We start from the raw sequence: 7086 nt of genomic DNA, 5'->3' as shown, positions 1-7086 counted from the left end.
TCAGCTTCGAGGTGATCGAGGATGCGCTCGAAGGCTACCGCCGCGATCTGGACAGTTTCGATGCCCGCATCGCCATGCGCTTTTCCTTTCCGATGCGGCTGGCGTCGCTGCGCTCGGGCCTCGAAGGCTATCAGTATTACGACATTGCGCTCGAATCGGTCGAACGGGACGGGGCGCGGCTCAAGATCATGCACCTCGACTATGTCTATTCCTCGACCTGTCCGTGTTCGCTGGAACTGTCCGAACACGCGCGCCGGCAGCGCGGGCAACTGGCGACGCCGCATTCGCAACGTTCGGTAGCCCGGATTTCGCTGTTGCTCGAACCGGGGCAGGGGTGCCTCTGGTTCGAGGATCTGGTCGATCTGTGCCGCCGCGCGGTGCCGACCGAGACGCAGGTGATGGTCAAGCGCGAGGACGAACAGGCCTTTGCCGAACTGAACGCCGCCAACCCTGTCTTCGTCGAGGATGCGGCGCGGCTGTTCGCGGCGGCATTGCAGTCCGATCCGCGGATCGGCGATTTCCGGGTGGTCGCCAGCCATCAGGAAAGCCTGCACAGCCATGATGCAATCAGCGTTCTGATCGACGGGCCGACCTTCGAGGCGGCGAGCCTCGATCCCAAACTCTTCGCCAGCCTCGTTCACGCCGGCTGACAGGCAGCGCCGGGCAGGGACGCAGAGCCATCGGGCACCGGACCGGCTTGACACCGCAGCGCGGGCGCGCCAACGCTGCCCGCATGCTGGATATCCGACCCGTGGGATACGTTATCGGCCTGCTGGTGGCCACGCTGGGCATCGCGATGCTGCCGTCGCTGGCGGTCGACCTGTGGGCGCAAAACGGCCACTGGCCGGTGTTCTTCGAATCCTCTGTAATCACGTTTCTTTCCGGGGCGCTGATGGCGCTGGCCTGCCACAATTCGACCGGCCCGGGGCTGACGCTGCGCCAGACCTTTCTGCTGACGGTCGGGGTCTGGTCGATTCTACCGCTGTTCGGTACGATCCCGTTCCTGATCGGCGCGACCGAGGCGAATTTTACCGACGCCTATTTCGAGGCGATGTCGGGACTGACCACCACCGGGGCGACGGTGTTTTCGGGGCTCGACGCGCTGCCGCAGGGACTGCTGCTGTGGCGGTCGATCCTGCAATGGCTGGGCGGGATCGGCATCATCGTGGTGGCGATGGTCTTCATGCCCCAACTCAAGGTCGGCGGAATGCAGATATTCCGCAGCGAGGCCTTCGACACGATGGGCAAGATCCTTCCGCGCGCCGCCGAGATCGCGGCACAGATCTTCTGGATCTACATCGCGATGACCATACTCGTCTCCATGGGCTACATATGGCTGGGGATGTCTTCCTTCGATGCGATCAACCATTCGCTGACCTCGATCTCGACGGGCGGGTTCTCGACCCACGATTCATCGTTCGGGCAGTTCCAGGGACCGGCAGAATATGTCGCGGCGCTGGCGATGTTTCTCGCCAGTCTGCCGTTCGTGCGCTACATCCAGCTTCTGTCGGGCACCGCCAGACCGCTGCTGCGCGACAGCCAGATCCGGGGATATTTCGGCGTGATCGCCGTGGTCAGTCTGATGCTGGCGCTGTTTCAGGTGATCGTCGACGGTCGCGGGTTCGAGCCGTCGATCCGCGAAGCGCTGTTCAACGTTACCTCGATCATCTCCGGCACCGGCTATGCCAGTGTCGATTATCAGGAATGGGGCGCCTTTGCCGCCACCATCTTCTTCTTTCTCGGCCTGATCGGCGGCTGTGCCGGATCGACGGCCTGTTCGGTCAAGATATTCCGCTATCAGCTTCTGTTCGGCGCGATCACGGTCCAGTTGCAGAAACTGCACACGCCGCGCGGGGAATTTCCGCTGCGCTACGAGGGGCGGCCCGTTACCGACGATGTGCTCAATTCGGTGATGTCGTTCTTCATGCTCTTCACCGTGACGCTGGGCATATTGTCGGTATTGCTGGCGATGACCGGGCTGGATTTTACCACCGCGGTTTCCGGCGCGGCAACGACGCTGGGCAACATCGGCCCCGGGCTGGGCGAGATCATCGGGCCGTCGGGCAATTTCTCGTCGCTGAACGCGACGGCGAAGTGGCTGATGTCGGCGGCGATGCTGATCGGCCGGCTGGAGGTTCTGGTAGTCTATGCGATCTTCACGCTGGCCTTCTGGCGCGCCTGAGCAGCCGCGCTCGCTGCCGGGCGGTCATTCCTTCCAGCAACTCACGCGAACGGTCAGGCTTTCGGCCAGCGTCGCCAGATCCTCAGGGGCAAGCGGTTCACCCGTTCCGGCGGCAAGTGGCAAGATATCGGCATCAGCAAGAAACCCTTTAATTGCGGCGGCATCGGACGAGAAGTTCACGTCATCCGGAAATTGGCGGTTGCCATTCGTTCCGTGCGGCCGAAGCATGCCCAGCACGGCACCGGCATCGTTCAGCACCGGGCCGCCGGCATCGCCCGGCAGCGCCAAAACCGACAGCCGGTCGACCCCGTCCTCGCCCTCCAGGCCGTGGATGTCCGCCACCACCCCCCATGTCAGAACGGGCAGCGCAAGAACGTCGCCATAGGAAAAGCCCGCCACGGCGATCTCCGTCTGAAGGCGCGGCACGCCGCTGTTGAAGGCGGCAACGGCCATCGGCGCCAAATCCGTTCCCGGTTTCAGCAACACAAGGCCAAGCGCGTCGTCGCGGGCGGCGACCGCAGCGTCGATTTCGTCGCCGATGGTAACGCGGCGGCACTGTTCCAGCAGGTCGATCGTGGTCAGCACACTGCCGCTGCGGTCGACAAAGAACCCGGTGCGCGAGCGATCGGGGCGACGCAGCTCCAGTCCGGCCAGAAGGTCCACCCGCTGTGTCTCGCCTTCGTCCGAAAGCGCGGTATCGGGCAGGACAATATCGCGGATCGGGGTGAAGCTGGCCTGGATCATCGGGACGACCTCGGCCATCGTCAGTTCGTCGGCGGGGTTCCAGGCAAGCGAAAAGCCCTTGATGACATCCCCGTCGAGTTCGGCATAGGTGTAGGAATGCACCTCGTCCGATTGCCCGGTCAGGACGAAGTTCCGGTTGCCGACCTTGCGGTCGCCGGCAAGTGGAACGATTTCGAGCGTCTGCATGATCTCGTAAAGACCGAAAAGCGCCTTCTCGTCGCCGGTTTGGCTGATCAGCAGCACGCGCAGATTGTCACCGTCGGTCGGGTCATAATGGACGAACGGCGCCTCGGTCCGGGCGCGGGCGATCTTGGCGGCGGGCAGCAGGATCTCGATGCCGGCGGTTTCGTCGCGGACGGTTTCCAGCCCCAGTTCGGCAAATTCGGCGCGGTAGGCATCCATCAGCGCGCCACGCTGCGCCGTTGTCAGAACCCCCGTAACCTCGTGGCCGTTCGCGCTCTGCCACGCGGCCATGGCATTGCGGGTGCCGGCGCCAAACGCCCCATCGATGGCGGCAGCGTAGTGGCCGGCCCATTGCAGGGCCTTTTGCAGCAGCTTGCGGTCGTCGGAATCGAGTTGCGCCTCGCTTGCTCGCGCCTCTTGCGGGGTCTCGTCAGGACGGGCGGTGGCCGGCGGTTCCGCAGGAGCCCCGGCCGGGCTTGGTGCGGGTGTATCGGGCGCCGCTTCGGCCGGGGCAGGCTCCGGCTCTGGCGCCGGTTCCGGCGCGGCGGGTGCCTGCACCGGGACAACGGCTTCGGCACCGGAGTCGCGTATCACGCCAAGCGGCCAGAACTGCGGGCCGTAAGCCTCGGAGCCCGCAATATAACTGTCGGACGGGATTCGTTGCTGGTTCTTCAGCGTCGCCAGTTCTCCCGCGCCGCTTTCGCTGTCATAGGGGCCAAGCGCGACGGCGTAGAACCCGTTGGGCAGGCGGAACCCGGCCACGTTGGCGAAGTTGCCCGACCAGGTGCGGACGCTGGCTTCGGCTTCGGCCAGGGTGCGGACCGCCTCGACCTGCAACCACACGCTTTCCTGCGCGCGGGCGCCGGACACGGCGATAACGGCCGTGGTGGCGAGGCAGGCGATCAGGACAGGCAGTTTTCTCACAGGCGAATGCTCCGATATCTGCCCCTCACCGAAGGGCGCTGAAAAGTCGCGGCAAGATAGCAGAGGCTCCGGCGCGCGCATCCCCAATCGTCCGGCGGCAAACCCCGGGCCGCGAGCGTTGCGTGGCTGCATCGGGCGGCCGTCGATTGACCCGCGAGGGCCTGCGGCCTATGGAAGCCGCAGAACATGTTCCGCTGCCGGCGGCACAAGCAAGGGAACCGGACCACAGACATGACCGAGACCAGCCAGCCAACCTGTTTTCAGGAGGTGATCCTGCGGCTTCAGACCTACTGGGCCGGCAAGGGCTGCGCCATGCTGCAACCCTATGACATGGAAGTGGGGGCGGGAACGTTCCACCCCGCCACGACCCTGCGGGCACTGGGAACCCGGCCGTGGGCGGCGGCCTATGTGCAGCCCTCGCGCCGGCCGACCGACGGGCGCTATGGCGAAAACCCCAACCGGTTGCAGCATTACTACCAGTATCAGGTGCTGATCAAACCGAGCCCCGACAACCTTCAGGAACTCTACCTCGGCTCGCTTCAGGCCATTGGCATCGACATGCAGATGCACGACATCCGCTTTGTCGAGGACGACTGGGAAAGCCCGACGCTCGGCGCCTGGGGGCTGGGCTGGGAGGTCTGGTGCGACGGGATGGAGGTCAGCCAGTTCACCTATTTCCAGCAGGTTGGCGGGCACGATTGCAAGCCGGTCTCGGGCGAACTGACCTATGGGCTGGAGCGGCTGGCGATGTATGTGCTGGGTGTCGATCACGTCATGGACATGCCATTCAACCGCCCCGACGCGCCGATCCCGCTGAGCTATGGCGATGTTTTCCGCCAGACCGAGGCCGAATACAGCCGCTGGAACTTTGACGTGGCCGATACCGACGTACTGCTGAAGCAGTTCGCCGAGGCCGAGGAGCATTGCGATTACATCCTGAGCCGCCCCGAGGTCGACCCCAAGACCGGCAGGCGCATCGTCATGGTGCATCCGGCCTATGATCAGTGCATCAAGGCCAGCCATCTGTTCAACCTGCTCGATGCGCGCGGGGTGATCTCGGTGACCGAACGGCAGGCCTATATCGGACGGGTCCGCGCCCTGGCAAAGAAATGCGCCGATGCTTTCGTGCAGACCGAGGCGGGAGGCTGGCAGCCGTCGTGACCCTCAGCGCAGCGGACTTGTCAGGCGCCGCCCGCCACCCGCCGAGGTCGCTTTCTCAGAACGAACCAATCCGGTGGGCCGGATAACACGATGGTTGCAGGGAAAGAAAACGCCTGTGCCGCCTCGGCGCGGTTCCGACGGAAGGGGAGGTAAACGATGTCGGGCAGGATTGTCGCCTCGCTGATCGTGCTCTCGGCGCTGGTCGCCGGGATCGCGATCTATTACCTTCAGGTCTTTTACTACTACGAGGAAACGACGCTGCCCGCCGACCGGATCGTGCTGACACTGCCCGGTGGCGGCACTGCGCCGCTGCCCGCCAGCGGGATCGAGGCCATCGATGCGGGTTCGTCGCCCATTCGCTTCCGCGCCTGTTTCGACACCCCCGCCACGCCCGAAAGCCTGATGGAAAGCGCAGTGGAATATCCCGCCGCCGACCCGCTCAACGCGCCCTACTGGTTCGGCTGTTTCGACGCGACCGAAATCGGCCGTGCGCTCGAAGCCGGAACGGCGCGGGCCTTTCTGGGGCAGGGGAACATCCATCACGGGGTGGATCGGGTGATCGCCGTTACCGATACGGGGCGCGGCTACATCTGGCATCAGGTGAACGGGGATATCCGGCAATGACCGCCCCTTGCGTCGCCGGGCGCTTTCGCGCATCACCGCCCCGATTGTCCGCGACGCCCCGAGGAACCGCCCCATGCCCGATCTGCTGATCGAACTCCTGTCCGAAGAAATTCCCGCCCGGATGCAGGCGCGCGCCGGGGCGGATCTGAAAAAGCTGGTCACCGACGGGCTGGTCGAGGCCGGGCTGACCTATGCCTCGGCGCAGGCGTTTTCCACCCCGCGCAGGCTGGCGCTGACGGTCGAGGGTCTGACCGCCGAAAGCCCGACCCTGACCGAAGAGCGCAAGGGCCCGCGCGTCGATGCGCCGGAAAAGGCGCTGGAGGGGTTCCTGCGGGCGACCGGACTGACCCGGGACCGGCTCGAGGCGCGCGACGACAAGAAGGGGCAGGTCTGGTTTGCCCGCGTGACCCGGCCGGGCCGCCCGGCCGCCGAGATCGTCGCCGGGGTTCTTGGGGCGACCATCCGCGATTTCCCGTGGCCCAAGTCGATGCGCTGGGGGGCGGGGTCGCTGCGCTGGGTACGGCCGCTGCATTCGATCCTCTGCATCCTGACCGACGAGACGGGCACGACCGTGGTGCCGTTTGCGATCGACAGTATCGCGGCCGGTAACACGACGCGTGGCCACCGGTTTCTGGCCCCCGGCACCTTTGCCATCACCGGCTTCGACAGCTATGCGACCGGTCTGAAACGGGCCTTTGTCGTGCTCGACCCGGCCGAGCGCGCCGAATCGATCTGGCATGACGCGACCAATACCGCCTTTGCGCAGGGGCTTGAGGTGGTGGAGGATGCGGGCCTTCTGGCCGAGGTATCGGGGCTGGTCGAATGGCCTGTGGTGCTGATGGGCGGAATCGGGGCCGAATTCCTGAACCTGCCGCCCGAGGTGCTGAAAACCTCGATGAGGGAGCATCAGAAGTGCTTTTCCGTCCGCAATCCCGCAACGGGGCGGATCGAGAAATTCGTCACCGTGGCCAACATGGTCACAGCCGACGATGGCGCAACGATCCTCTCCGGCAACCGGAAGGTGCTGTCGGCACGACTGTCGGACGCGAAGTTCTTCTGGGAGACCGACCTGCGCATCGCTCGCGCCGGCATGGGGCCGTGGCTGGAAAGCCTTGGCCATGTGACGTTCCACAACAAGCTCGCCAGCCAAAAGGCGCGGATCGACCGCATCGCGGCGCTGGCCCGCGAAATCGCCCCGCTGGTTGGCGCCGATCCGGATCGGGCCGAACAGGGCGCCCGTTACGCCGAGGCCGATCTCGCCTCGGAGA

The 7086-nt window shown here is 65.2% G+C and carries 6 protein-coding genes; 5 read left to right on the top strand and 1 reads right to left on the bottom strand.

Going from position 1 to position 7086, the window contains the following annotated elements:
• On the top strand, window positions 1–650 hold a 650-nt coding region (gene folE2, locus ACK5IR_RS16860), incomplete at its 5' end, for a GTP cyclohydrolase FolE2 (RefSeq protein WP_416930570.1).
• A gap of 83 nt (window positions 651–733) precedes the next feature.
• Complete coding sequence (locus ACK5IR_RS16855) at window positions 734–2182, top strand: TrkH family potassium uptake protein (RefSeq protein WP_416930567.1); 1449 nt, start codon at window positions 734–736, stop codon at window positions 2180–2182.
• 24 nt (window positions 2183–2206) lie between these two features.
• Here the strand turns inward: ACK5IR_RS16855 and ACK5IR_RS16850 are convergent, their stop codons facing one another.
• Window positions 2207–4033: a serine protease gene (locus ACK5IR_RS16850; RefSeq protein WP_416930565.1), complete on the bottom strand. Its 1827-nt coding sequence runs from the start codon at window positions 4031–4033 to the stop codon at window positions 2207–2209.
• Between the two features lie 231 nt (window positions 4034–4264).
• Between ACK5IR_RS16850 and ACK5IR_RS16845 the strand changes: the two genes are divergently transcribed.
• The 3 genes from ACK5IR_RS16845 to glyS all read left to right on the top strand — a co-directional run.
• Window positions 4265–5194 carry a glycine--tRNA ligase subunit alpha gene (locus ACK5IR_RS16845; RefSeq protein WP_416930563.1) on the top strand — a complete coding sequence of 310 codons (930 nt, stop codon included), beginning with the start codon at window positions 4265–4267 and terminating at the stop codon, window positions 5192–5194.
• A gap of 156 nt (window positions 5195–5350) precedes the next feature.
• Complete coding sequence (locus ACK5IR_RS16840; RefSeq protein ID WP_416930561.1) at window positions 5351–5818, top strand: DUF6446 family protein; 468 nt, start codon at window positions 5351–5353, stop codon at window positions 5816–5818.
• 73 nt (window positions 5819–5891) lie between these two features.
• The coding region (gene glyS, locus ACK5IR_RS16835) for a glycine--tRNA ligase subunit beta (RefSeq protein WP_416930559.1) at window positions 5892–7086 on the top strand (1195 nt) is incomplete at its 3' end.

The sequence above is a fragment of the Tropicimonas sp. genome (genome assembly GCF_047971885.1).
Taxonomy (GTDB): Bacteria; Pseudomonadota; Alphaproteobacteria; order Rhodobacterales; family Rhodobacteraceae; genus Tropicimonas.
Note: the sequence above shows the minus strand (reverse complement) of the source record. Positions and strands in the feature narration are given on the sequence as shown.

Bases quoted from the DNA above. Each gene is read 5' to 3' on its own strand.
- ACK5IR_RS16845 (WP_416930563.1), top strand. From the start codon at position 4,265: ATGACCGAGACCAGCCAGCCAACCTGTTTTCAGGAGGTGATCCTGCGG.
- ACK5IR_RS16855 (WP_416930567.1), top strand. From the start codon at position 734: ATGCTGGATATCCGACCCGTGGGATACGTTATCGGCCTGCTGGTGGCC.
- ACK5IR_RS16840 (WP_416930561.1), top strand. From the start codon at position 5,351: ATGTCGGGCAGGATTGTCGCCTCGCTGATCGTGCTCTCGGCGCTGGTC.